This is a genomic window from Acidisoma sp. 7E03 (assembly GCF_054665075.1).
Genome location: NZ_BAAFHE010000002.1, coordinates 397839 through 418587 on the forward strand (window position 1 = coordinate 397839; position 20749 = coordinate 418587).

A 20749-nucleotide genomic window follows, 5' to 3' on the forward strand; every position below is an offset into this window, starting at 1 on the left:
AGCGGCGCTTTCGTGGTTAGATGCGGCCTCGCAGAGAGGTTTCGCTGATGCCGCATGATAATCCGCTGATCGCCTTGCTCGTCATCGGACTGGGGCTGGCCTTCGTTCTCGGCACGCTCGCCCATCGCCTCAAAGTGTCGCCGCTCGTCGGCTATCTGCTGGCAGGCGTGTTGGTCGGCCCCTTCACCCCGGGCTTCCGGGCGGATCAGGGCCTCGCCCTGCAGCTCGCCGAAGTCGGCGTCATTCTGCTGATGTTCGGCGTCGGGCTGCATTTCTCGATCAAGGATCTGCTGGCGGTTCGCGCCGTCGCCCTGCCGGCGGCCTTCGCGCAGATGGTCTTCTCCGTCCTCTGCGGTCTGGGCCTTGGTTGGCTAATCGGCCTGCCGACCGGGGGCAGCGTGGCGCTCGGCCTCGCGCTCAGCATCGCGAGTACCGTGGTTCTGACGCGCGGCTTTCAGGAACGGCGGATGGTGGACAGCGAAGCCGGGCGGATCGCCGTGGGCTGGCTGGTGATCCAGGATCTCATCACCGTCCTCGTCCTCGTCCTGCTGCCGCTCTTCTCCCTGTTTCAGGACGGCCAGCAGCCGGCCTTGGGCGCCTTGCTGCTGCTGGTGGGCGAAACGCTCGCCAAGGTCATCGCCTTCATGGCGATCATGCTGCTCGTCGGCCGCCGCGTGGTGCCGATGCTGCTGCACTACGTCGCTCATACCGGGTCGCGCGAGCTTTTCCGCCTGTCCGTGCTCGCGGTCGCGCTCGGCGTCGCCTTCTGCGCCGCGCATCTCTTCGGCGTGTCCTTCGCCCTCGGCGCCTTCGTCGCCGGCATGGTGATGAGCGAATCCCAGCTCAGCCTGCGTGCAGCCGAAGAGACTTTGCCGCTCCGCGACGCCTTTGCCGTCCTCTTCTTCATCTCCGTCGGCATGCTTCTGAACCCGGTGGCGCTGCTGCATGAGCCGCTGCAGCTGATCGGCGTGCTCTTCGTCGTGCTGGTGCTCACACCGGGCGCCGCCTTCCTGCTGCTGCGCGCCTTGGGCCGCAGTTGGAACACCGCCATCACCATCGCGCTCGGCCTGGCCCAGATCGGCGAATTCTCCTTCATCCTGGCAGGCCTCGCGCTTGACCTGAAGCTCTTCGGTCAGGAGGTGCGGGATCTCATCCTTGGCGCCTCCATCCTCTCCATCGTCGTAAACCCCTTCCTCTTCCGTGTGATGCAGCGCTACCGCCCGTGGATTGACCGTAAGGACGGCATCCTGCCCGCAGCGGAAGACACCGCGGAGCCGGCGCCCGCACTGCCCGAGACGGACCTCACGGATCACGCCATCGTCGTCGGCTATGGCCGTGTCGGGCGCCGTGTGGCGGAAGGGTTGCGGGATGCCGGTTGGCCGCTCCTCGTCATCGAAACCGGGGAGGGAACCGCGCGGACCATCGAGGCAGAAGGGGTGGAGGTCATCACGGGCAACGCGGCCGACCCTGCCGTGCTCGCGGCCGCCAACGTCACCGCCGCCCGGCTCGTCGTCGTCGCGATCCCAGATGTATTCGAAGCCGGCCAGATCGTCGTGCAGAGCAAGGCGGCGAACCCCGCCGTGACGATCATCGCCCGCGCGCATTTCGACCAGGAAGTGACGCATCTCGCCAAGCTCGGCGCCGGCATCGTGGTGATGGGTGAAGAAGAGATTGCGCGCACCATGCTTGCCCAGGCGCGCGCCATACCGGCCGAGGTGCCGATCCTCGATGGTGAGGCTGAAGACGCCGGTGACACAGCTACGGATGACCATGCAAAAATTGATTTCGTCGATCCGCCGGGATAGTTCGCTTCAGGCTGCCTCCGCCGGTGCCCTCGCGGCTTTCGTGGGTTTTGGCTCTTCTTTCGCCGTCATCCTCAAAGGTGTGACCGCCGCCGGAGCAAGTCCGGCCCAGGCGGCCTCCGGCTTGCTCGCTCTGCTGATCGTCTGTGGTGTCTTCGGCATCGTCATCAGCATCCGCACGCGCATCCCCATCCTCGTGGCCTGGACCACGCCGGGGGCTGCGCTGCTCATCAGCAGCCCGGCGGTGCACGGTGGCTTTTCCTATGCCGTCGGCGCCTTTCTGGTTTGTGGCCTGCTGATCATGATCTCCGGCCTGTGGCCGGCGATGAGCCGGATGGTGGGGGCCATTCCGCGCTCCCTCGCCAGCGCCATGCTGGCCGGGATCGTCTTCGAACTCTGTCTGGCCCCGGTCCTCGGTCTGCGGGATCGCCCACTCTCCATCATCGTCATCCTGGCGGTTTGGGTGCTGGTCAGCCGGTTGCGCCGGGCGCTTGCCGTTCCGGCCGCGGTGCTGGTCGCGATCGGCCTCGCAAGCTTCGACCTGCACGACACCGCGGCCCTGTCCCTGCACCTCACAGCCGAATGGATCACGCCACGCTTTTCCATCGCGGCCATCATGAGCCTGGCGGTGCCCCTCTTCGTCGTGACCATGGCGGGGCAGAACATTCCGGGCTTCGCCGTGCTGGGCATCAACGGCTACCGCCCGCGCCACGGGTGGCTGCTGGCCGCGACCGGCTTCGCGAGCGTGTTGGTCGCACCCTTCGGCGCTATTCCGGTGAATCTCGCGGCCATCACGGCTGCGATGTGCGCAAGTCCGGAGGCGCATCCCGATCAGCATCGTCGCTGGTGGGCAAGCGTCGTCGCCGGCGGGGTCTACATCCTCATCGGCCTGTTCTCTGGGCTCGTCACCACCTTCATCGCCCTTTCCTCGCCAGTGCTCATCACCGCCGTCGCCGGCATCGCCCTCTTCGGCGCCCTGGCGAGCAGCCTCGCCGGGGCGACGGCCGAGCCGCAGGAGCGCGATGCGGCGATGGTGACCTTCCTGCTCTCCGCCTCAGGCCTCACGCTCTTCGGCATCGGTGGGGCCTTCTGGGGCTTGTTGGCCGGGGGTGTCGTGCTCGGCGTACAGCGCTTTCGACAAAGTATGAGCTAGCTAAGATATATCTTGACTCATCTGAAATAAGATATATCTTGATCCTGTCGAAAACACAGGAGACGACATGTTCAGAGGAATGAGAGAGCGTTTGGGGAGGGGGGATTGCCGCTTCGCCCGGGATGAGGGCTTCGGCCCCGAAGAGGGCATGGGCGGCTTTGGCCGGCGCCATGGCCATCGCGGGCATGGGCACCGTGGCGGCGGCGGCGGTTTCGAAGGTGGCTTCGGCGAAGGCCGCGGCCGGGGCCGCTTCTTCGAGCAGGGGCAGCTGCGCCTCGTCCTGCTTGCCTTGATCGCCGAGGCGCCGCGCCATGGCTATGAGATCATCAAGGCGATCGAAGACCGGCTCGGCGGCGGCTATAGCCCAAGTCCGGGCGTGATCTACCCGACGCTGACGCTGATCAGCGAACTCGGCTACGCGACCGTCAGCGAAACCGAGGGCGGCCGGAAGCTCTACACCATCACGGAGGAAGGCCGCGCGCACCTGGCCGAAAATCAGGCCATGGTCGATGCCATCCTGGCGCGCATGGCGCGCGCCTCCGAAAGCTTCGGTGGTCGCTCGCCGCAGATCGTCCGCGCCATCGAAAACATGAAGACGGCGCTGCGGCTCAGGCTCGCCCGCGGCCCGTTGACCGAGCCCGAGGCGCAGGCCATCGCCGAGGCGCTGGATGCCGCGGCACGTACCATCGAAAGGGTTTGACGCCATGACCGATCAAAGCCCCGTCGTGACCGAGGCGCGGTGGGAGACACCGCTCTCCGCCCGCTACATGGCGCAGCTGTGCAAGCACTTCGCGCATCGCATCCGCGTCACCCTCAACGAGCAGGACGGGCGGATCGAGTTCGAGGGCGGCGTTTGCGATCTTTGGGCCGAGCCTGGGGTGCTGCGGATGCGCCTGACGGCGGCGAACGCCGAGCAGGCGACCCGCTTGCAGGACGTGGTGATGCGCCATCTGCAACGCTTCGCCTTCCGGGACATGACGGAAGAACAGGCGGCGGCCCTGCCCTGGCTGCCGGTCGCCGCTTAGGCCGGCGGCCGTGTCCAGTCGAGATCGACGATGAGCGGCACGTGGTCCGAAGGCTGCGGCTCGCCGCGCTCGGCACGGTCGGGCGCCGCGGCGAGCAGCCGCTCGGCGAGGTGCGGGGAGAGGAGAGCGAAATCGATCCGCAAGCCGCGGTCGCGCTCCCAGCATCCGGCCTGATAGTCCCAGAAGGTATAAGCAGGGGAATCCGGATGCAGCGCGCGCACCGCATCCGTCAGGCCGGCGTAGATGAGCCGGCGATACCGGGCGCGGCTCTCCGGGCGCAGCAGAGCGTCGCTCGGGGAGAGAGCGCCGGCCGCATAATCGAAATCGGTCGGGCAGACGTTGAAATCGCCGGTGATGAGGAAGGTGCGCTCCTCGCGCATCAGCGCTTCGGCCCGCTCGCACAGCAGGTCCATCCAGCGCAGCTTGTATTGGAAGCCCGCCTCGCCGCCGGAATTGCCGTTCGGGAGATAGATGCCGATGACGGTAAGGCCTTCGGTTTCGACCTCGATGTAGCGCGCCTGCGTGTCGTCGGGCGCAAGGCCCGGCAGCGCCCGATGATGCACGGTGATGTCGCGATGAGAAAGCGCGGCGACGCCGTTATACGCCTTCTGTCCGACTACCTCGGATCGGTAGCCGAGTTCCTCGAAGACCTTCCGGGGGAAGGCCGGTTCCTCGCACTTGATTTCCTGCAGCACGACGATGTCCGGCCGGACGCGCTCAAGCCATGCCTTCACATGCGTCTGCCGCACGCGGATGGAGTTGACGTTCCAGCTGGCGATACGCACCGCAGGCGGCCCGGTGTCGCTTCAGTCGACCGAGAAGCTGGCGCCGCAGCCGCAGGATGAGGTGGCGTTGGGGTTCTTGATCGCGAAATGCGCCCCCATCAGCGCATCGCTGTAATCGAGCTGCGCGCCTTCCAGGAGGTCGAGGCTGCTCTGATCCACCACCACCCGGGCGCCCGCCTGTTCGATGACGAGATCGTCGTCGGACGGCGGTGCCTCATCGAGATCGAACTTGTATTGGAAGCCGCTGCAGCCGCCGGCGAGGACGGCGACGCGCAGGGCGGAGGGCGCCTGCTGGCTGCCGAGAATTTCGGCAATGCGGGCCGCGGCGCGGTCGGTCAGGCCAAAATTCGAGGTGTGCGTGCTCATGGCCTGAGATATAGCCGGTTGACGCTAAGGGTTGAAGGGCCACGTCATCGCCATGGAGCTTGCCCCCTATGCCGTTCGGGCAGAGACGTCGCGCGGGCGGCTGACGCCGGAACCGGGCGGCGGCATGCGCGGCCCGTTCCAGAGGGACCGCGACCGCGTCATCCATTCCACGGCCTTCCGTAAGCTGCAGTACAAGACCCAGGTCTTCGTCAACCACGAGGGGGATTTCTACCGCACTCGGCTGACCCATAGCCTGGAAGTGGCGCAGATCGCGCGCTCCATCGCCCGCGCGCTGCGGCTGGATGACGATCTGACCGAGGCGCTGGCCCTCGCCCATGATCTTGGCCACCCGCCCTTCGGTCATGCTGGGGAAACGGGGCTGAACACCGCGCTCGGGGCCTTCGGCGGCTTCGACCACAATGCGCAGAGCCTGCGGGTCGTGACCGTTCTTGAGGCGCGCTATGCCGGCTTCGATGGCCTCAACCTTACCTGGGAGGCGCTGGAAGGTCTGGTGAAGCACAACGGCCCGATCCTGGAGCCCTCAGGCTTCATCGCTGAGTACGATGCGCGCCATTCTCTGGAACTTGAGACCTATGCCTCGGGTGAGGCTCAGGCGGCCGCCATCTCGGATGACATTGCCTATCACAGCCACGATCTGGACGACGGGCTGCGGGCCCACCTCTTTACCTTCGAGGATATCCGCCACCTACCAGTGGTGGGGGATTGTCTCGGCGAGGTGCAGCGTTTGCACGGGGCGCTCGCCGAATCGCGGCTGCGGCATGAGACGATCCGCCGCGTGCTGGACCGGCTGATCCGGGACGTCGTGGCCGAAAGCAGCCGGCGCCTGGCCGCCCTCGCACCCGGCTCGGCCGCGGAGATCCGCGCCGCTTCAGGGCCGGTCGTCGCCTTCAGCCCGGAGATGGCGGAGGCCAATCGCACCATCAAAGCCTTCCTCTTCAAGCACATGTATCGCCACTGGCGCGTGAACCGGGCTGCCGCCAAGGCCCGCAAGGTAACGGCCGGGCTCGCCACGCTGTTCCTGGAGGAGCCGAATCTGCTGCCCGATGAATGGGGGCCCAAGGCGGGCGAACCGAACAGCCCCGCCGCGGCTGAGACGGTGCGGGACTACATAGCGGGCATGACCGATCGCTATGCGCGGGATGAGTTTCGCCGGTTGACCGACCTCGGCGTTCCGGGCTGATACGCGGCTATGAGCCAGAATCTTTTCGCCGATCTTCGGGACCATGTGGTGGCGGCGCTGGGCGCGCTGGTGCCCGATCTGCCTGCCGATCTCCTCGCCCGTGTCGAGGTGACCCCGACGCGCGACCCGGCGCATGGAGACATGGCGACGAACGCCGCCATGGTCGCGGCCAAGCCCGCCGGGCAGAATCCTCGCGCGCTCGCGACGGCGCTTGCGGAAAAACTGGCCGCTTTGCCCGCGCTCGCGAGTGCCGAACCCGCGGGTCCCGGCTTCGTCAATCTCCGTCTGCGTGCGGACACTGTTCTGGCACAACTCCCCATCATCCTGCGGGCCGGCGAAGGCTACGGGGATGGTGCGGTTGGCGCCGGCACACGGGTGAATGTCGAATACGTCTCGGCCAATCCCACGGGGCCCATGCACATCGGCCATTGCCGTGGGGCGGTGGTGGGGGATGCCCTGGCGGCCGTCATGGCCAAGGCGGGCTTCGAGGTCACCACCGAATACTACATCAACGATGCCGGCGGGCAGGTGCAGGCGCTCGCTTGGGCGGCGTACTGGCGCTACCTGCAGGCGGCGGGCAGCGCCATCACCCCGGAAGAGTTCGAGGCGGAGACGCCGAACGGGCTGCAGTATCGCGGCGAGTATCTCATTCCGGTGGGCGAGGCGTTGTTCCGCGAATTCGGCGCCTCGCTGGCCACGCCTACGCTTGGCGTCGCCAACCCCGCCCTCTGGCTGGAGACGGTGCGGGAGCGTGCGCTTGCCATGATGATGGCGGAGATTCGCGAGGACCTGGCGCTGCTGGGTGTGCGCCAGAAGGTGTTTTCGTCGGAAGCGGCGTTGCTTGCCTCCGGCGCCGCCGATCGCGCCATCGACGATCTCGCGGCCAAGGGCCTGATCTACGAAGGCACGCTGGAGCCGCCGAAGGGCAAGACGCCGGACGATTGGGAGCCACGGCCGCAGACGCTGTTCCGGGCCACCGATTTCGGCGATGACGTCGACCGGCCTCTGCGCAAGTCCGACGGTTCGAACACCTATTTCGCCAACGACATCGCCTATCACGCGGACAAGATCGCGCGCGGCGCCGATCTTCTCATCGACGTGCTGGGTGCGGACCACGGCGGCTACGTTTCGCGCATGAAGGCGGTGGTGAAGGCGGTGTCGGACGGGCGCGTGCCGCTCGAAATCGTGCTGTGCCAGATCGTCCATGTCATGCGCGGCGGCCAGCCCGTCCGCATGTCGAAGCGCGCCGGCACCTTCGTGACGCTGCGCGATCTGCTGGACGAGGTCGGGCGGGATGCCGTCCGCTTCACCATGCTGATGCGAAAGTCCGATGCGCAGATGGAGTTTGATCTCGATCAGGCCGTGGCGCAGACCCGGGAAAATCCGGTCTTCTATGTGCAGTATGCGCATGCCCGGTGCCGCAGCGTGCTGCGTGCGGCCGAGGAAAGCCTGGGGGCGGCCGCGGTCACGCCCGAAGCCCTGGCCGCGGCCAATCTCTCCGCGCTTGACGATACCCAGGAGGTGGCGCTGATCCGGGCGCTGCTGAACTGGCCGCGTCTCGTGGAAGGGGCGGCGCTCGCGCGTGAGCCGCACCGCGTCGCCTTCTTCCTGTATGACCTCGCCGGTGAATTTCATATGCTGTGGAACAAGGGCCGGGACGACTCGACGCTGCGCTTCCTGCAGGCCGATGATCCCGAGGGCACATTGGCGCGGCTTGCGCTTGTGGCGGCAACCGCCACGGTCATCCGTTCCGGTCTCCGGGTCTTGGGGGTGACCCCGGCAGAGGAGATGCGCTGAATGCTGGACGACGACCTTCGTATTCCGCCGCCGGGCTACCGGTCCGCGCCGCAGCGCCGTGCCGAGGAAATGCGGCGCATGCTGATGATTGCAGGCGGCGCGGGCGTTCTGCTGCTGGTCTGCATCATCGGATACTTTGCGGCCACGGGCTCTGGCTCCCAAGGCGTTCAGGTCATTCAGGCGCCGACGACCCCGGTGAAGGTGAAGCCCGAGAATCCAGGCGGTCTCACCATCACCACGCCGAGCGGTGCGCTGCCCGGGGACGGCTCGCAGAACGTCGCCATCGCACCTCCGCCCGAGAAGCCGGATCCGGCGGCGCTTGCCGCTCAAGCCAAGCAAGAGCAGCAGCAAGCCATGCCGCTGGGCCAGACGACGGCGGCGAAATCAGCGTCCGGCGCAGCCAGCGGCTCTCAGTCAACCTCGCCCGCGGCCGCTCCGGCGCCCGCGGTCTCCATTCCCTCGGTGCCCGAAACCGCCGCCCCGACCGGCCAGAAGCAGACCGCAATGGCCGTTCCGCCACCCTCCAAGGAATTGGCGAAGCCGCGCAACCTTGCCCAGGAATATACGCCGCCGTCGGGCAGTTCTGCGGGCGGTGTGAAGGTGCAACTGGCGGCGCTTGGCAGCCGGGAGGCGGCGCAGCGCGCTTGGGATCACCTGACCCAGAAGATGCCGGGCATCCTCGCTGGCCGGCATCCGCTGTTCGTTGAGGCGACCGTGAACGGCCACACCTATTGGCGCGTGCGGCTTGCCGGTTTCCGCAGCAAGGCGGATGCGGCGCAGTTCTGCCAGAGCGTCCGCGCCCATGGTGGCGCCTGCGACGTCGCCGCTTTCTGAGACTGTCGGTGAAACCTGCGATTCTCGGCCTGTCCGGGCCTGTTCTGACCGAGGCGGAAGCGGCGCTCTTCCGGGAGATCCCGCCCGCGGGTGTCATTCTCTTTGGGCGCAACGTGGTGGACCCGACGCAGCTTGGCAGACTGGTCAACGATCTGCGGCGCGTCCTGCCGCCCGAGGCGGTGGTGATGGTCGATCAGGAAGGCGGGCGCGTCGCCCGCCTCCGCCCGCCGCACTGGGCCGCGCATCCCGCGGCCGGAGTGATCGCTGCCCTCGCCGAACGGGACGTGAAGGCGGCCGAGCGCGCCGCCTGGCTGCACGGGGCTGCGATCGGCGCCGAATGCCGTGCGGCAGGCTTCGATGTTGTCGCGGCCCCGGTCCTCGATCTCGCGGTGCCGGGACAGGACAAGGTGGTGGGGGATCGCAGTTTCGGCAGTGACCCGGCGGTGGTCGCGACCCTTGGTCTCGCCATGGCGCGGGGCCTTCAGGCGGCGGGCGTCATTCCGGTTGCCAAGCACGCGCCTGGCCACGGCCGCGCGATGGTCGATAGCCACGCGAGTCTGCCGCGCGTTGCCGCCATGGGGCCCGCTTGGTCGGCGGACATCGCGCCCTTCCGGGCGCTCGCCGATCTTCTGCCCTGCATGATGACGGCGCACATCCTGTATGAGGGGCTGGACGATACGCATCCGGCGACGCAATCGCGCCGCGTCGTGCAGTCCGTCATCCGCGAAGCCATCGGCTTTCACGGCCTGTTGTTTTCGGACGATCTCGCCATGCATGCCTTGAGCGGCACGCCGCTGGAGCGGGCGCAGAGGGCGCTCGATGCCGGCTGTGACATCGCCCTCTTCTGTCCTGGAGAAGCCGAGGGCAATCAGACAATTTTGAAAAACCTGCCGGAGGCACCGGCTCTGGCGGTTCGTCTCATGGCTGTGCGGCCGGAACCGCAGCCATTGGATCTCGCCGAGGTGCTTGCCGAACGCGCGGCGCTGCTGGGTGCGGCGGCATGAACCATCTGATTTTGGAGATTCTGCTCGGAGCCGCGGGCGCCATCCTCGCCATCACGTTGCATGAGGCGGCCCATGGCTACGCGGCCTGGGCGCTTGGGGATGACACCGCAAAGCAGGCGGGCCGCCTCTCGCTCAATCCCATCCGACACGTCGATCGTGTCGGCACCATCATCCTGCCCGGCGTTCTCGTGCTGGGCCAGTTGATCGCCTTCGGACGCGTGGAGTTTCTCTTCGGCTGGGCGAAGCCCGTTCCGGTTTCGGCTTGGCGTTTCCGCGATCCGCGCCGCGGTATGGCGCTGGTCGCGGCGGCCGGCCCCGCCATGAATTTCTTTCTCGCGTGGATCGGGGCACTCTGCGGCTGGCTGCTGCCGCACGTTTCGCCGCAGATGATGGCGCCCGCCGCGACCTTCCTGCAGTATTTCATTCTGTCGAACGTCGTGCTCGGCCTCTTCAATCTGCTGCCGATCCCGCCGCTCGACGGCGGGCGCATCATGGTCGGCATCCTGCCCTTGCCGCTTGCCATGCGCTGGGCGCGTCTGGAACGGGCCGGCATCGCCGTCGTGCTGCTCGTCGTTTTCCTGCTACCGGCAGCCGCGCGGGAATTTGGCCTGCAGTTCGACCCGATCGCCGAGGTGCTCAATCGTCTCGTCCCCTGGACGATGCGCCTCGTCTTCAATTTGGCCGGCCAGAGTGTCTGAGCCCGCCTCAGCGCCTTTGTCCGAGGCTGAAAGCGCTGCCTTCAGCCACAGTCTCATGCTGCGATTGGAGGGCTTTGAAGGTCCGCTCGACCTGCTGCTCGATCTTGCGCGCAGCCAGAAGGTCGATCTCGCCAATATCTCCATCCTTGCCCTGGTCGATCAGTACCTCGCCATCATCGAAGGTGCGCGGCGCATCCGGCTCGAACTTGCGGCCGATTGGCTCGTCATGGCGGCCTGGCTTGCCTGGCTCAAGTCGCGCCTCTTGGTGCCGGCCGGGGTGGAGGAGCAGGAAGATACCGACCTGCTGGCCGAAAACCTCGCCTGGCGCCTCGGGGAACTCCAGATCGTGCGGCGCGCGGCGGAGTGGCTCGGCGGCCGTCCGCAACTCGGGATCGATCTCTTCGCCCGTGGCGCACCAGAGGATCTGACGGAGACCGATCGCTCGGGTCTCAAGGTCGATCTGCCGGGTCTGCTCCGTGGCTATATCAGCGCCCTCCGGCGTGGCGCCGCGCAGAGGCGCTACACGCCGAAACCCATGGTCTGGTGGAGCGTGCAGGACGCGTTGCAGCGGCTTGGCAAGCTCATGGGCCAGGTTCCGGAATGGACGGAGCTGTCGAGCTTCCTGCCGGAAGAACCGCCGGCCGAGCCGCTGGCGCGCCGTGCCGCCCTCGCCAGCACGCTGCTCGCCGGCCTCGAGATGGCGCGTGGCGGGGTGATCGATCTACGTCAGGAAGAACTCTTCGGCCCCATCATGGTCCGGCGGGGCCAGGGTTCGCCAGCGGAGGAGCCGCCTGCTGAAGATCCGCCGCCGGAGGAGCAGGCGGAGCCGAAGCCGCAAGCCTAGCCGGCGCGGCCAGGTGCAGCGCCGTCGCCAGCCCGGCCGCGGCTTTCTGGGCGATGGCTTCATCCGTCAATCCAAAATGGGACACTGCTTCCGGGGTCGCCTGCTTCACGTATTCCACCATCGCGGCAAGCGCCGCGTTGCGCACCGGCAATTTCGCCAGCATGGCATCGCCTGCCGCTTGCGCGGTTTGCAGCCCGAGGCCGAGCGCCGTTTGCATTGCCTGCGCGATCGCATCGCGATGGGTCTGATCCAGGTTGAGCTTCAGCATCGCGTTCAGCTTGAGCAGCAGCAGCGGGGCACAGGCGGCGAAGATCGCGGAGACAAGGGTCACAGCCGCGCTCGTCAGAGGAGAGAGATCCATGGTGACCTTTCCTATGTAAGACGGATCAACGGTCCCGCGCCGTGACGGCGCCGAGCTTTTCGATCATCTGGATGACGGAGGCGAGATGCGCTTCGATCGCGGGCAGGCGGTCCACCTTCTGGGCGATCTTCGCGAAATCCGTGCGTGCCTCGGCTTTGAACTCGTTCAGCGCGGCGGCGAGGCGCTGCTCCACCGCGGAGAGTTCGGGCTTGGTAGCGCTGCCTTCCCGCAGGTGATTGACCTGCTGCTGCAGGGATTGCATGCCCGCTTGTAGCGTATTGGCCAACTCCTGCCGGGACTTCGCTTCCTGCATCTGGAACTTGTCGAGGCTGCGCTCGCTGAGCGATTCCAGCGCTTCCAGATCGCGCCGGGTCTCCGTCCGCAGCCGCGTGTTCTGCCCGATCAGCCAGGCGAGCGCCGAGGAATAGAGCGCGAAGAGGGTCAGCATCACCGTCGCGATGCCGATCCAGTCACTGGTGCTCATCAAGCCTTCCTCGGGTCAGGCGTCAACCGGCGGTCAGCGGAATCCCGTAGCTTGTCGCCTGCAACGGCATGTTGACGGACCATGCGGCACCGAGATCGGCCGCCATGTCCCAGTTCGCGGGCCATGGCAGGCTCGCGGCATTGTCCGTCACCGCATTGCCACGGCCGATCTGCGTGGACCCATACGGATAGTAGAGCTGGCAACGCCCAGGTGGCTGCGTCAGCGGCGCGGCAAGTGTGAGGGTGAGATGCGTCGCATCGCGCCGCGTGGCGGCGGTCGCCGTCACGATGGCCCCTGGCGCGGCAGGCGTGCCGCCGTCCATCACCGCCCAGCCGGCGCCTGTCGCCGCTTGAAGTGGCAGTAGCAGATCGGTTCCCTGGTCATGCGCGATCGTCACGGTGATCTCCATCGGCCCCGTCAAAGCAGCGCCGAGGATTCGAGGGCCGCTATTTGGCATGCCGGCGGGGATGGTGGTCAGGCTGTCCCCAAAGCCGGCGGCGAGTGCCACCCGTGCCGCGACATGCGCGCCGCGATGGCCGAAGGCGAGTTCGTCGGTCTCGTCCCGATGCGTTTTGTCACCGCCGCTCCAACTGCCGGTCGTTGGGTCATACGCCGCGCCGAGCGGGAGGCTATCCGCCGTCTGGCCTGCGAAGACCGCGAGGTTTTGGGTCCCATCGGCGGCGAGATCGGCGATGGCTTCGCGCACCATCTGCACGCCGTCATCGGTTTCGTAAGGAATGGCGTTCCACGTCAGCAGCGGCAGGCTCGCGGCCGTGCGGCCCAGGATCGCGCGGGTGAGGGCGGCGAGACGCTTCACCGTGCCGGTGTAGAGTGCCTTTTGCCCATAGGGTGCTGTACTATCCTGCTCCGTCCAAGGCCACACCAGAGCGGCGATATCCGCAAGGTCCTCGGGGGTCGGAATAGCCATGTCGCCGGTCAGATAGGCTTGCAGCGCCAGCCCGTCTGGACCGAAGCTCCAGCTTGCAGGGTCCGATCCGTCTCCGGGATTGGTCAGGAAGGTGCCGTTGCCTGCGCCGGGTGGAAAGAGGGGTGCCGTCGAATTCGAGATGGGATGACCGTTCACCTGCGTATAGCGCTCCGGGCTCACATAGGTGCCGGAGGGCTGGAAAATCACGTTGCCAGCCAATGCTCCGAGATACCAGGAGAGCCCTTGGGCCATCACGGAAGCACCGCCGGAGGCAACAAAATAGCTCGCATTGGATTGTCCCATCACCAGGAGGGACACGCCTCGACGAGAGCCCAGTTGCCAGCGCCGGCCGCAGGCGATCAGGGTCGTCATTTCTGCATCGTCGAGCGCGCGCGCCCAGCTGGCCATTTCATGGAACCAGAGCTGGGCCGAGCCTTGCAGCGTCATGTCGTGCATCAGCACGACAGCCGCGGTGCTTCCCGATGCGATCGGGTTGGGAACGGCGGTCGCCACCTGCGCCCCATCCAGCCAGGCCTCCACGCCCAGGCCGGGCGTGTGGCGGAGGATCACCGCATGGCTGTGCCGCCGTGCCATGGTCGTGGAGAGAGGGACGGCTGCTCCCGTCGGAAACAGCGTCAGGCTGCTGCCCGTGGAGGAGAGCGAGAGAACCACCTGTCCACTGGCTGTGATGAGGGAGACCGGGTTGGCATTGACGTAGTACGTGCCCTGGCGTCGGTTCGGGCGGCTCCAGACCAGCATATGGGTCCAAGCCTCGTCGGGCGCGAAACTCAGGCCGGGCACGGTGAGGCCGGTATCGGGGTCGAGCGTAGGACTATAAGTGCCGCTCGGTGCAATCGGCGCGCCGAGCCCCCCGAGGAGACCGTTCAACCGCGGAGTCGTAAGCAGCGCGGCGGGCGTCGCACGGCTGCCTGTGTAGAAGTGGTAGGGGAGAATGGCTTGGCCCGCGGTCGAGCGGTCGGCGAGGCTTGTCACCGGCAGGTTCCACGCCGCAGCCGTTCCGGCCTCCCACCAGCCCGCAAGTCCAGCGATGGCGGCGGGCGTTGGCAGGCTGCCGCTGCCGTCTCCGGTGCCGCTGCTGCCACCGCCGTCGGAGGCGGCAGTGGTGCGCAGAACGTGCCCTGTCGAGACGAGGAGCGCTCTGCTCGGCGCTGCCAGCAGCATCAGCTTACCACCACGGCGCCGGAGACGGCATGCACGCTGCCATCCGCCGTCGACACCCAGCCGTAATAGGTGCCGGGCGCTGACGGCGCCGCCAGATAGGCACCGAACAGCGCGTCGCCATTGCTCTGGCTGTTGACAAAGAGACCAGGCGTCCAGGTCGTCGGCGCAGTTGTCGCCGAGGTTGACCAGCCGAAGGTGATGCTCGCGGTCGTGCTGCCAGGGGAAAGAACGGCGTTGATGCCGATATCGGTCTGGCCTGCCGCGTAGGGCCCGATGGGCGGCGTCTGAAAGCTGAGGGTCGTCGAGCTGCTCGAACCGCCGCTGCCCGTGCCGGTGCTGCCCGATCCGCCTGATCCGCCCGCTGACCCACCGCTTGCTGCACTGCCTGCGGACGAGACGAGGACGCTGGCGCCGCCATCGAGATTGACAAGAAATTTCTCCGTAATCCCCTGATAGCGGATTTGCACGTCCGCCTGCACGTAGCCGAGGGCAAGTCGGGTTGGAGGATTGTTCGCAGCATCGCACAGAACGGCGAATGGGCGACTGCCATCCGTGCTGCCGAGAAGGCCTTGGTCAAGAAGGGCCGAGAGAAAGGCGAGGAGCGTGCTGCGGATTTCGCGTAGCAATGCAGCGTTGATGACGCGGCCGACATAGAGCCCCATCCCGGCCGCAAGCGTCGCCACGATGTAATTCGTCAAGCGGGTGTAGCTGTCGCCGTAGATCGCCGGATTGCTGGCGCAGTTGTGGCCGAGCCGCAGTGTCCAGAATGTCTGCCCGCCTGCCCCAGGGTTGGTGATGAGATCGATTCCAGCCTCGAACAAGGCCTGAAGTTCCGCACTGCTATAGGCGCGGCTGCGGCCGGTACCAGGCAGGCCCACGCCTTCGCTCCCGGCGATGGCATAGATCGGCTTGTTGAGCCCGGACTGCTCGGGGGACAGGTTGCTCAGTCTCCCGGCTGCGAAGGCTTGCGGGGAGACGAGGCGCTGCGCGGCGTTCGTCGCGTCCCACCAGGAGAGCCAGTCGCCGAAGAGGAGTTTCACCGCGCTGCTGTCGAGCCCGGCGGCGCTTTTTGCCGCCACCGCGTCGGGAATGGTTTCGCCCGCGCCCCCCGCCAGCATGGCATAAAGACCCTCGGACGCGGCGAAGGCCTCGATTTCTGGCCAATGAACCCTCTCCGTCGCATCGCAGAGGTCGAGCAGGGCGCAGCCTTGTCCCGTCAGCGCATACATGCCGCTACGGGAGGTCATGTCGCCGAGCAGGGAGGCGGTGGACACCCCCGCCGCACCATCGCTGCCGCCGGAAAGCTGGAAGGTGGTCGTGCTCGGTGCGGTCGCCCCACCCTCGGTGGTCGCGCGGACGAAGCGTGAGCCACGCGCCGAGAGCTGGCCGGCGCCGGTATTGATGGCGAGCGCGAGGGCGGTCCAGAAACTCGCCCCGTTCCCCTCGACATTGTCGAAGCGTTCGACCGGAAGCCCGGGCAGGCCGATGATGGCGGCCCAACTCCCGGCTTTGCTGCCGGCACTCAGCGTGACGCTCAGCCGGTTGCCGAGGCTGCCGCTATGTATGGCCGTAAAGTGGATGCATCCGGCCGGTCCCTCGGCGGTCGCCGCGCTTTCGGTGCCGTCCGTCACCCGCAGGCATCGGAAAGCGCTGGCCCCCTGCTGCGTCGCGATCGCGACATGGGTGCCCATGTCGAAAGGCCGGTTCATGACCGGGCCGAAACTGGCCGCGTATTCGGCCATGTTCCCGATGATCAGAGGCTTGTTGACCGGGCCCCAGCTTGCCGAACCCACGACGCCGATCAGGTTGCTGGGTACCCCGTTCAGCAGCAGATGGGCCGGGGGCACGAGCTGGACATAAAGATCCGGCACGACGAGCGCCGTCGTGTTCAGGGCACCTTGTTGGGTGATCATGAGGGTTCGATCGCTTTTGGGCCGCCTGTGGCGGTGGGAGGGAATGGTGGCGCTGCGCGCGCGTCAGGAGACGGTGAAGGCGGCACTCACGGCTGTCGTCGCCTCGTCCACCGTTGCCGCCCAGCAGTAATAGGTCCCCGGGGTCGCCGGCATGGTCAGATAAGCCCCCCAGAAGGTGTCGCCGTTCGCCTGGGTGTTGACGAGGAGACCGGCCGTCCAGCTGGCTGGTGCGCTGGTCGGGGAAGCGGAAATGCCGAATTGCACGCCGTTCCCCGCCGTTCCCGGGTCGAGAGTCGCATTCACCCCGACACCGGCTTGGGACGGGGCGTAGGAACCGGACGGTGCGGTTTGGAAGGTCAGCACGGCGGCGTTCCCTCCGCCGTTTGATCCGCCGGAGCTGCCCCCTGATCCGCTATCGGTCGTGCTGCTGCCGGCGCCCACCCAATAGACGAGATTGCCGCCGGAATAGGCCACGGCCCAGAGGCGCGCGCTGGCAGACTTTGGCAGGGCGGCATTGCCCGATCCGACGGTGATGCCGGTGCCCATCGTCACGTCTCCGGATGAGAGATTGATCACCTCGCAGCAGAAGCCGGAGCCCATATTGGCGAAGTTGGCGGTCAAAGTCAGCGGCTGCGTGCAGACGAGCAGGGCGTCGTTGTGCGCGGTTGCGTCCAGCACAGTCGCGCCTGTCAGTTCCACCACACGGTGCTTCGCCTGCGGCAGCTTCGCCATGATGTAGGTCCAAAGGGCGGCGAAGGTCTGGCGCGTCAGAGCCGTGCCGCCCTGGTCCACGGCGATCGCGTCGGTGTCTCGCGCTGGGGCCGCCGCTTGCAACTCGCTCACCGTCTCACCCGCGAGCAGACCGTCCAGTGAACCGCCGAGGCTGAGTGTACCGCCGCTCAGTACCAGACCGCTGCCCAGACTTACCGCTTCCGGTCCGCCTGCACCCAGAGAGACACGGCCAAGCAAGGTGCCGCTCGGCGCCAGGATCGCTGGTTGCTGCCCGCTGAGCAGCGTGCCGAGCGTCACGCCATGGGTGCCGTCGCCTTGATCGATGGCGAGAACGTCGCTGGCGGACAGGCTGTCAGCGGCTGGAAGTTTGGCGATTGTGGGCATGAGTCTGTCTTCCCTCGCTGGTCAGGCGATCGCGACCCAGCCTTGCGCGTTGGTACCGGATTGTTTGATCCAGAAGATGCTGCCGGCCGTTCCGGTGAGGTTGCGGTAATCGGAACCGGGTGGCGCGCTTACCACGCCCGTCGGGGCGCCGCTGCCGATGCTCGTCGTGCAGCCGGTGCTCTGGCTGTCGCTTTGCCACCGCACGGCGCCGCTACCCGTCGGGCGCAGCCGCACGTCGCCTGCGATGCTGCGAAGCGTGACGCTGCCATCGCTTTGCGGGGACAGATAGTCAGTCTGCTGGAAACCGGACGCGTACCAGCTTCCCTGGATCCCGAGCCAGGTGATTTCGGAGTTCGCCGGGGTGGTGATGCTCGTGCCGCTCGGCGTCGTCTGGCTCGGCTTGCTGCCGGTCGACGCCCATTGTACGGCGACGCTACTGAAGACGCGCAGGCGCCGGCCGGTGGGGACGGGAATGCCGACGACCGCCGTTGCCGCGGCACCAGACCCGCCGCCACCGCTGAAGCTGACGCTCGGAACACTGGTATAGCCGGACCCCAGAGTCTGCATGCGAAAGCCGATCACGGCACCGTTGTAGACATAGGCGATGGCGGTCGCACCCGAGCCGCCACCGCCGCTGATCGTCACCGTCGGTGCGCTCGTATAACCACTGCCGCCGGCCGTGAGTTTGAGGAAGGTGACGTAGGGTGCGTAATTGTCTGCATTCAACGACCGGATGCTTTGTATCGCCGTACCGGCGGTCGCCACCGAAATGGCGTCGACACAATCGGGATAGAGCAGCGTATTGAGCCCCGCATAAACACCGGCGGTGGTAACGGCAGCATCGGCGTAATGCATCGATGGCGCGCCGTTGACGAGGTTGTCGGCAATCGTCACGCTGTCCGTGAGCGGAAGCAGGAATAGGCCGATGTCGGCTCCCGATGTGGTCAGAAAGTTGTTGCGCGCCACCTGCACCTGCTGCGGACCGTCGATCAGCAGAATGCCGCCGCCCCCCGCCGGAATGTCGATGACGTTCTCGGTGATGGAGCATCCGACGCTGGGCACGCCGATCACGTTGCCGCCGGCATCCGTTTCGTTGTTGTAGATGACGATGCCGTAGTAGCTCGCGGCGATGATGGAATTGCCGGTGACCCTCGGCTCCTGCGCCCCACCGGCATTGATGCCGATGCGCGAGGTGGTCACCAGATTGTCGGAAATGAGGACGAAGTTCGCAGCACCCGCATCGATGCCAAAACCCAGGTGGTTGCTCACCACGTTGCCCACGATGGCGCTCGCCCAGCAATTGGCGAGAATGCCTCCATTGTCCGGATTGGTGCCGCCGTTATTGTAGACGAGATTGCCCTGGACCAGCAGGTTGTAGCCCTGGGCCACGATCCCGTATTCTCCGTTGTCGTGGCAGATGTTGCCGCAGACCACGCTCAGCATGCCGTCGGCGGTCTGATTGGTGATCGTCGGCGGAGAGGCGTAGGCGGCCGCGTAGTCACCCACCGCAATGCCGATATAGTTGTTCCAGCACTGATTGCCGGTGATGGTGCTGAGACGGGACTTCACCGTATGCGCAGTGTTGACGTAATCGACGGAGATGCCCGTGCCACTGTTGTCGTGCACGTGGCAGGCGCTTACGGTCAGGCCGTCCGCCGCCTGACAGCTGATACCGGTCTTGTTGCCGTAGGCCTCCGAGCAGGAGACGGTGTGCCGCGCAAGCACCGGATCGGAATGCACGTAGAGCAGCCCCGTACCCGTCACCGCATTGGCGAAGGCGCAACGGTCGGTCGTCGAACGCAGGCAGCTCGCGGCGATGGTCACCGCGGTGGTGGCGGTCGTGATGCTGCTATTGGCGTCGAAGATGATGCCTTCCATGTGAATGGCGGGGGCAGTGAGGGTGATCCAGCTGCTGCCACTCCCCTGCGTCAGCCGCCGCACCACCGTCTGCCCCGGCACGCCAATCAGCGTCAGCGCGCTCGCGTGACTCAGGGCCAGCGGCCCGTTGATCACGTAGGTCTTGGGGCCGAGCCGGATGGGGCGCAGGCTCGCGATGGCGGCCGTGAAGGCTGCGCTGTCGTTGGTCGTGCCATCTCCCGCGGCGCCGAAATCTTCGAGGGTCACGGCGTCGCCGAGGAGGGCGCCGAGACTGCGGCGGGTGCTGCCGCCCGTCGCGATCGCCTGCAATGGCGAGGCATCGAAGCTGGCGAGAGTCGTGAGGCCCGAAAGGAAGGTGCCGTAGCTCACGCTTCCTGCGGTCCCGTTCTGGGAAAGCGGGACGAGATCCGTGGCCGCCGGTGTGCTGCCGGAGGGGAGGTTGGAAATGACGAAAGGTGCCGGCGCACTGAGTACGCCATTGGTGAGCGTCAGGTTGCTGCCGACGGTGATGGCGAGCGGGCCGCTACTGCTGCTGCCACTGTTGCCGAGGAGCGCCCCCGGCGGCACCACGATGGCGGGCTGAAGCCCCGCCAGCAATTGCGCCCGGGTCACCTTGCGCGAACTGCCACTTTGCGTGGCCATCAGTTCGTCGGTGTCGGAACTCGCGATCGCCGCCTGCAATTGGTCGATGGTGGGCATGCAGTCAACTTTCGATCACGATGGGATTGCCGTATTCATCCACGAGCGGTTCATCGCTTTCGGGAACGATGAGCAGGTGAGCTCGGATATCCGGGCGTGTGGACAAGGGTGTCACAGTCGCAGCGACCGATGACGCTGTACTCGAACTTGTGGTTCCGGAACTGGTTGTGCTGGTGTCTGACATGTCTCAACTCTCGATGAAGATGGGGTTGCCTCCGTGGTCGAGAATCGCGGCACCCGTTTCGGTCACCAGTTCCGTGCCGAGCGGCGGCAGTGCCGAAAGCCCGATGCAGGGGAGATAGACGGTGCGCTGGAACTCCCGACCGGCGATGGTGGTGATGGCGAGGGTCACGGCGTAGGTGGTGCCGCTTTCGCCTGCGCCGAACCAGAGAATCGCCATTTGCCCGTCCACCGAACTCGCGGTCAGCGTCAGGTCGCCGGCGAGCCCGGGGGTTATGGTGACGTCGAGCGTGGCGATGCTGTCGCCCTCGTCACCGCGGAGGGCGGGCGAGATATCATAGGCATAGTCGAGAAGATCTCCCGGGTCCTTGGGGGGCCATGCGGTCACGGTGGCGGGGCCGGGCAGCGGGCCTGCACCACGCGGGCGGCGCTCGAACCCGGTGATGGTGAGCAGGCGTGCGGCGCTCGGCTTCCAGGAATGGTTTGCCTGGGTTGCCAT

19 protein-coding genes are annotated in these 20749 nt (G+C 66.7%); 10 read left to right on the forward strand and 9 right to left on the reverse strand.

Features of this window, described 5'->3' with window-relative positions:
• Positions 1-47 precede the first annotated feature (47 nt).
• From ACYQ6W_RS04715 to ACYQ6W_RS04730, 4 genes are all read left to right on the forward strand, one after another.
• Entirely contained in the window at positions 48-1805 is a 1758-nt protein-coding gene (locus tag ACYQ6W_RS04715; protein ID WP_459673868.1) for a cation:proton antiporter domain-containing protein, read from the forward strand.
• Positions 1771-2955, forward strand: coding sequence for a benzoate/H(+) symporter BenE family transporter (locus ACYQ6W_RS04720; protein ID WP_459673869.1), 1185 nt, complete (start codon positions 1771-1773; stop codon positions 2953-2955). The genes ACYQ6W_RS04715 and ACYQ6W_RS04720 overlap by 35 nt, the downstream gene beginning before the upstream one ends.
• 79 nt (positions 2956-3034) lie before the next feature.
• Positions 3035-3655 (forward strand): PadR family transcriptional regulator, encoded by a 621-nt coding sequence (locus ACYQ6W_RS04725; protein WP_459673870.1) that lies wholly within the window; start codon positions 3035-3037, stop codon positions 3653-3655.
• A gap of 4 nt (positions 3656-3659) precedes the next feature.
• Positions 3660-3980 (forward strand): DUF2218 domain-containing protein, encoded by a 321-nt coding sequence (locus ACYQ6W_RS04730; protein WP_459673871.1) that lies wholly within the window; start codon positions 3660-3662, stop codon positions 3978-3980.
• Here the strand turns inward: ACYQ6W_RS04730 and xth are convergent.
• Complete coding sequence (gene xth / locus ACYQ6W_RS04735) at positions 3977-4765, reverse strand: exodeoxyribonuclease III (RefSeq protein ID WP_459673872.1); 789 nt, start codon at positions 4763-4765, stop codon at positions 3977-3979. The two genes, ACYQ6W_RS04730 and xth, sit on opposite strands and share 4 nt — an antisense overlap.
• 21 nt (positions 4766-4786) lie before the next feature.
• Entirely contained in the window at positions 4787-5131 is a 345-nt protein-coding gene (gene erpA / locus ACYQ6W_RS04740) for an iron-sulfur cluster insertion protein ErpA (protein ID WP_459673874.1), read from the reverse strand.
• Between the two features lie 52 nt (positions 5132-5183).
• Here erpA and ACYQ6W_RS04745 point away from each other — a divergent pair, with 52 nt between their 5' ends.
• The 6 genes from ACYQ6W_RS04745 to ACYQ6W_RS04770 are packed head-to-tail and all read left to right on the forward strand — an operon-like array spanning position 5184 to position 11509.
• Entirely contained in the window at positions 5184-6332 is a 1149-nt protein-coding gene (locus ACYQ6W_RS04745) for a deoxyguanosinetriphosphate triphosphohydrolase (RefSeq protein WP_459674056.1), read from the forward strand.
• Positions 6333-6341: 9 nt separating this feature from the next.
• Positions 6342-8129 (forward strand): arginine--tRNA ligase, encoded by a 1788-nt coding sequence (gene argS, locus ACYQ6W_RS04750; RefSeq protein WP_459673875.1) that lies wholly within the window; start codon positions 6342-6344, stop codon positions 8127-8129.
• Positions 8130-8963 (forward strand): SPOR domain-containing protein, encoded by an 834-nt coding sequence (locus ACYQ6W_RS04755; RefSeq protein WP_459673876.1) that lies wholly within the window; start codon positions 8130-8132, stop codon positions 8961-8963. It abuts the gene before it with no gap.
• Between the two features lie 8 nt (positions 8964-8971).
• Positions 8972-9967 carry a beta-N-acetylhexosaminidase gene (gene nagZ / locus ACYQ6W_RS04760; protein WP_459673877.1) on the forward strand — a complete coding sequence of 332 codons (996 nt, stop codon included), beginning with the start codon at positions 8972-8974 and terminating at the stop codon, positions 9965-9967.
• Complete coding sequence (locus tag ACYQ6W_RS04765) at positions 9964-10665, forward strand: site-2 protease family protein (RefSeq protein ID WP_459673878.1); 702 nt, start codon at positions 9964-9966, stop codon at positions 10663-10665. Before nagZ ends, ACYQ6W_RS04765 begins: the two co-directional genes overlap by 4 nt.
• A 55-nt stretch (positions 10666-10720) precedes the next feature.
• Positions 10721-11509, forward strand: a complete 789-nt coding sequence (locus tag ACYQ6W_RS04770; protein WP_459673879.1) for a segregation and condensation protein A — start codon at positions 10721-10723, stop codon at positions 11507-11509.
• Here ACYQ6W_RS04770 and ACYQ6W_RS04775 read toward each other — a convergent pair.
• The 7 genes from ACYQ6W_RS04775 to ACYQ6W_RS04805 all read right to left on the reverse strand — a co-directional run bounded on the left by ACYQ6W_RS04775 (position 11415) and on the right by ACYQ6W_RS04805 (position 20749).
• Entirely contained in the window at positions 11415-11870 is a 456-nt protein-coding gene (locus tag ACYQ6W_RS04775) for a hypothetical protein (RefSeq protein ID WP_459673881.1), read from the reverse strand. The two genes, ACYQ6W_RS04770 and ACYQ6W_RS04775, sit on opposite strands and share 95 nt — an antisense overlap.
• A gap of 25 nt (positions 11871-11895) precedes the next feature.
• Complete coding sequence (locus ACYQ6W_RS04780; RefSeq protein WP_459673882.1) at positions 11896-12354, reverse strand: hypothetical protein; 459 nt, start codon at positions 12352-12354, stop codon at positions 11896-11898.
• Between the two features lie 22 nt (positions 12355-12376).
• The gene (locus ACYQ6W_RS04785) at positions 12377-14464 is read right to left on the reverse strand and encodes a hypothetical protein (RefSeq protein ID WP_459673883.1); all 2088 of its coding nucleotides are present in this window, start codon (positions 14462-14464) and stop codon (positions 12377-12379) included.
• Positions 14464-16377, reverse strand: coding sequence for a phage tail protein (locus ACYQ6W_RS04790; protein WP_459673885.1), 1914 nt, complete (start codon positions 16375-16377; stop codon positions 14464-14466). The genes ACYQ6W_RS04785 and ACYQ6W_RS04790 overlap by 1 nt, the downstream gene beginning before the upstream one ends.
• Before the next feature lie 63 nt (positions 16378-16440).
• Complete coding sequence (locus tag ACYQ6W_RS04795; protein WP_459673886.1) at positions 16441-17493, reverse strand: hypothetical protein; 1053 nt, start codon at positions 17491-17493, stop codon at positions 16441-16443.
• 21 nt (positions 17494-17514) lie between these two features.
• The gene (locus ACYQ6W_RS04800; protein WP_459673887.1) at positions 17515-20070 is read right to left on the reverse strand and encodes a right-handed parallel beta-helix repeat-containing protein; all 2556 of its coding nucleotides are present in this window, start codon (positions 20068-20070) and stop codon (positions 17515-17517) included.
• Between the two features lie 187 nt (positions 20071-20257).
• Positions 20258-20749: a phage fiber-tail adaptor protein gene (locus ACYQ6W_RS04805; RefSeq protein WP_459673888.1), complete on the reverse strand. Its 492-nt coding sequence runs from the start codon at positions 20747-20749 to the stop codon at positions 20258-20260.

What these genes read in the sequence shown, in the direction of transcription:
- ACYQ6W_RS04725 (WP_459673870.1), top strand. Translation starts at nt 3,035, where the DNA reads ATGAGAGAGCGTTTGGGGAGGGGGGATTGCCGCTTCGCCCGGGATGAG.
- erpA (WP_459673874.1), bottom strand. Translation starts at nt 5,131, where the DNA reads ATGAGCACGCACACCTCGAATTTTGGCCTGACCGACCGCGCCGCGGCC.
- ACYQ6W_RS04730 (WP_459673871.1), top strand. Translation starts at nt 3,660, where the DNA reads ATGACCGATCAAAGCCCCGTCGTGACCGAGGCGCGGTGGGAGACACCG.
- ACYQ6W_RS04780 (WP_459673882.1), bottom strand. Translation starts at nt 12,354, where the DNA reads ATGAGCACCAGTGACTGGATCGGCATCGCGACGGTGATGCTGACCCTC.
- argS (WP_459673875.1), top strand. Translation starts at nt 6,342, where the DNA reads ATGAGCCAGAATCTTTTCGCCGATCTTCGGGACCATGTGGTGGCGGCG.
- ACYQ6W_RS04800 (WP_459673887.1), bottom strand. Translation starts at nt 20,070, where the DNA reads ATGCCCACCATCGACCAATTGCAGGCGGCGATCGCGAGTTCCGACACC.
- ACYQ6W_RS04790 (WP_459673885.1), bottom strand. Translation starts at nt 16,377, where the DNA reads ATGATCACCCAACAAGGTGCCCTGAACACGACGGCGCTCGTCGTGCCG.
- ACYQ6W_RS04770 (WP_459673879.1), top strand. Translation starts at nt 10,721, where the DNA reads ATGCTGCGATTGGAGGGCTTTGAAGGTCCGCTCGACCTGCTGCTCGAT.
- ACYQ6W_RS04755 (WP_459673876.1), top strand. Translation starts at nt 8,130, where the DNA reads ATGCTGGACGACGACCTTCGTATTCCGCCGCCGGGCTACCGGTCCGCG.
- ACYQ6W_RS04715 (WP_459673868.1), top strand. Translation starts at nt 48, where the DNA reads ATGCCGCATGATAATCCGCTGATCGCCTTGCTCGTCATCGGACTGGGG.
- ACYQ6W_RS04805 (WP_459673888.1), bottom strand. Translation starts at nt 20,749, where the DNA reads ATGGCAACCCAGGCAAACCATTCCTGGAAGCCGAGCGCCGCACGCCTG.
- ACYQ6W_RS04795 (WP_459673886.1), bottom strand. Translation starts at nt 17,493, where the DNA reads ATGCCCACAATCGCCAAACTTCCAGCCGCTGACAGCCTGTCCGCCAGC.
- ACYQ6W_RS04785 (WP_459673883.1), bottom strand. Translation starts at nt 14,464, where the DNA reads ATGCTGCTGGCAGCGCCGAGCAGAGCGCTCCTCGTCTCGACAGGGCAC.
- ACYQ6W_RS04775 (WP_459673881.1), bottom strand. Translation starts at nt 11,870, where the DNA reads ATGGATCTCTCTCCTCTGACGAGCGCGGCTGTGACCCTTGTCTCCGCG.
- ACYQ6W_RS04745 (WP_459674056.1), top strand. Translation starts at nt 5,184, where the DNA reads ATGGAGCTTGCCCCCTATGCCGTTCGGGCAGAGACGTCGCGCGGGCGG.
- ACYQ6W_RS04720 (WP_459673869.1), top strand. Translation starts at nt 1,771, where the DNA reads ATGCAAAAATTGATTTCGTCGATCCGCCGGGATAGTTCGCTTCAGGCT.
- ACYQ6W_RS04765 (WP_459673878.1), top strand. Translation starts at nt 9,964, where the DNA reads ATGAACCATCTGATTTTGGAGATTCTGCTCGGAGCCGCGGGCGCCATC.